Origin of the sequence: Bacillus mexicanus (assembly GCF_050445615.1) — a bacterium.
Taxonomy (GTDB): domain Bacteria; phylum Bacillota; class Bacilli; order Bacillales; family Bacillaceae; genus Bacillus; species Bacillus mexicanus.
This window is the reverse complement of record NZ_JBCEYV010000011.1, coordinates 1-2,646: the sequence shown is the minus strand read 5'-3', so window position 1 is coordinate 2,646 and position 2,646 is coordinate 1. Positions and strand designations below refer to the sequence as shown.

Genomic DNA, 2,646 nt, shown 5'->3' with positions numbered 1-2,646 from the left:
CATTCAACCGTAAAAAAAGAAATGAGATTCGTCTCTTCAGCGATGAAGAAATATTGATTCAAAAAATATGGTATTTGATTTTGAATGACGAAAAAGTCACATTCAAAAACATTGAAGCATTAGACGTTGGCTATAGCTGTCGAATCGATAAATTTAAGGAATCTGATTTCATCGAGTTGTTTAAATATATGACCAAATCTACAACGGAGTATGACAAAGTTATTAGTTATGAACAATTTAAAACCCTGTATTTTGCTCTTGATGGAAGACGGCAAATACAAGGTTATGGATGTTTTTATAACTTAAAAGATGATGATGATTTTTCCTTAGACGAAGCTTTGGAGATTTATAACTCATTAATTGAAAAACTTCAAGAAATAGAAAAATCAGTTGAAGTCTCAACCACTCCAACTGATTTGATGAAAATTAGGAAAAACGATGATGATGTGATCGTATTTTCCAGAAAAAAAATTCACGCAGCTGCACGAGAGCTGCAAAAACAAAAATCCAAAAATGAAAATAATCGTTAAGATTATTATATAAAAAAATCTAGAAAAAATACAGTAGGGGCGATGTTAATCGTCCCTTTTTGATTTGAAATTTAATTAGTGGATTATAATTAAAAAATTAGACACGACATTTTTAAATCCTTTGGATTTAAAAATGCGGAGGTATGCTACTTTGTAGCCAGAATAGAATAGCCTGCTATTTCTAATAAGCAGGCAAAAGGGTTCAAAAATGGACCCTACGAAAAATAATAAAGGATTAGTTGACATTAAAAAGAAATAGAGTATTATGAATAACAGTTTCATAGATTTTCCTTTTTTAAATGCAGGTGGTGTTACCTTGTGAGACTGAAAATTATTAAAAAAATGACTGTTATTTCATCATACGAATCGAAAAATCCGAAATATAGAACTTATAATCTGGTGAGTACAGAGGAAAAGAGTCCGGATGTTTTAACCGTATTTGGCGTTGATTTGCCCGTAGAGCCTATGAAAGAGTACACATTTGACATAAACCTTACGGTAGACAAAAAAACGCTCACAGAGGCGGGAAAAAGGGTTCAGTATGATATTTGTAGATTGTTTCTGAATGGCATTATTGAATAATCAGCGTGGTTGGACCTTGCCCTGTCATTTTCATATGTGAACCCCCTTCGGAAAGGGTTCGGTGTAAATGGCATTAGAGGGTAAGGTTCGACGGTGAATATTTAAATCCAAGAAGGTGGTGTTTCAATTTGGAATATACGGTATCAGAAGTAAAATTTATTCTAAATCATTGGGGAATCGATTTAACAGAACAATACATCAGAGATTTACTGCGTGAAGGCGTAATAAAAGGTCATATTCGATCAAGAAAAAAAGGATGGATGATAAACGAAAAGGACTTACAAAAATACTTAGAATCGAGATGCCCAGTAGCACGTGATTTCGGTATACAGGACTACAGAATTCAGTACGCTTAAACCAGTGACGGTGGCGACGAGCGTAAGCGATCCATTTACACTGGGGAGTTCCCTAAGATAAACTGTCCCGTTTACGGGTGGTGGGGTGTCTTTTACCCCAGCAAAGTTTATGGGTTCTTAGGGAACAGGGTCCCGGTGTCAATGGCGACGACACTGGCACGGCGAGACCGGCCTCATTAGTTAATTTAATAGTAGTAACACGTTCCGAGAAAATTGACTGTCAAAATTGCTTGAATGTGAGTGTTACCTAAAAGGGATTTCTCTCATTTGGCTTCTATCTTGATATATTAGAAACAAGTCGGCCCACGAATGAAAAAAGGGGACATGCCGTATTCTCCATAAACCCAGTTGTATCAAGGGATTGGGGCGATTTTAGACTTGTTTCTAATATACGAAATTAAGAAAAAAAGTGATTGTTTTTGAAAGAGGGGAGGGGATCACTTGGAAGAGGATTTAAGAAAAGAATTAAAAAAATTAGAAGTCTCGGATGACCATATAAAAAGTGTTGTTGATAATTTAAATTACAACATACATATCGGAAAATATTATAAAAAGTTGTCGGCGGAGAAAAAGAACGAATTGTATATGCGTAAGTTTTATAGAATGGCAGATTGTAATAGCATTTGGGAAATGGCTCACTGGCGACAACAAAAAGCGTATGAATTCAAAAAAACAAATCTTTGCAAAGATAAATTCTGCAATAATTGTAAGAAGGTTCGACAGGCAGCTAAATTAGGCAAATTTAAGCCGTTGTTAATGCCTTATAAAGCTAATATGTATCAAGTGACCTTTACAATGCCGAATGTGCCTGGAGAACAATTGAGTGAGGCTATAGAAAAATTATTAAAAGGGTATGCAAAGCTGATTGGTTATTTAAAAGGCAAGAAAAAAGTGAAAGGTGTAGACTTTACAAAATTCAATTACAAAGGATCCATTCGTTCTTTGGAGGTAACTATCCCAAAAAGAAATGAATATCATCCACATTTACACGCTTTAATGGTTTTTGAAGGGTATGAAGGTTGGAAGGAATTGAAACATCAAAATCAATACTCATTCAACCGTAAAAAAAGAAATGAGATTCGTCTCTTCAGCGATGAAGAAATATTGATTCAAAAAATATGGTATTTGATTTTGAATGACGAAAAAGTCACATTCAAAAACATTGAAGCATTAGACGT

At 34.6% G+C, this 2,646-nt stretch carries 3 protein-coding genes and 1 pseudogene; all 4 read left to right on the top strand.

The features are described 5' to 3' along the window. Window positions 1-530: pseudogene (locus AAGG74_RS23415) on the top strand (hypothetical protein); the annotation flags it as partial. A 318-nt stretch (window positions 531-848) separates the two neighbouring features. After that, window positions 849-1,112, top strand: coding sequence for a hypothetical protein (locus AAGG74_RS23410; protein WP_429677388.1), 264 nt, complete (start codon window positions 849-851; stop codon window positions 1,110-1,112). 128 nt (window positions 1,113-1,240) lie between these two features. Beyond that, window positions 1,241-1,468, top strand: coding sequence for a hypothetical protein (locus AAGG74_RS23405; RefSeq protein WP_429677387.1), 228 nt, complete (start codon window positions 1,241-1,243; stop codon window positions 1,466-1,468). A gap of 441 nt (window positions 1,469-1,909) precedes the next feature. Beyond that, the coding region (locus AAGG74_RS23400; protein ID WP_429677386.1) for a protein rep at window positions 1,910-2,646 on the top strand (737 nt) is incomplete at its 3' end.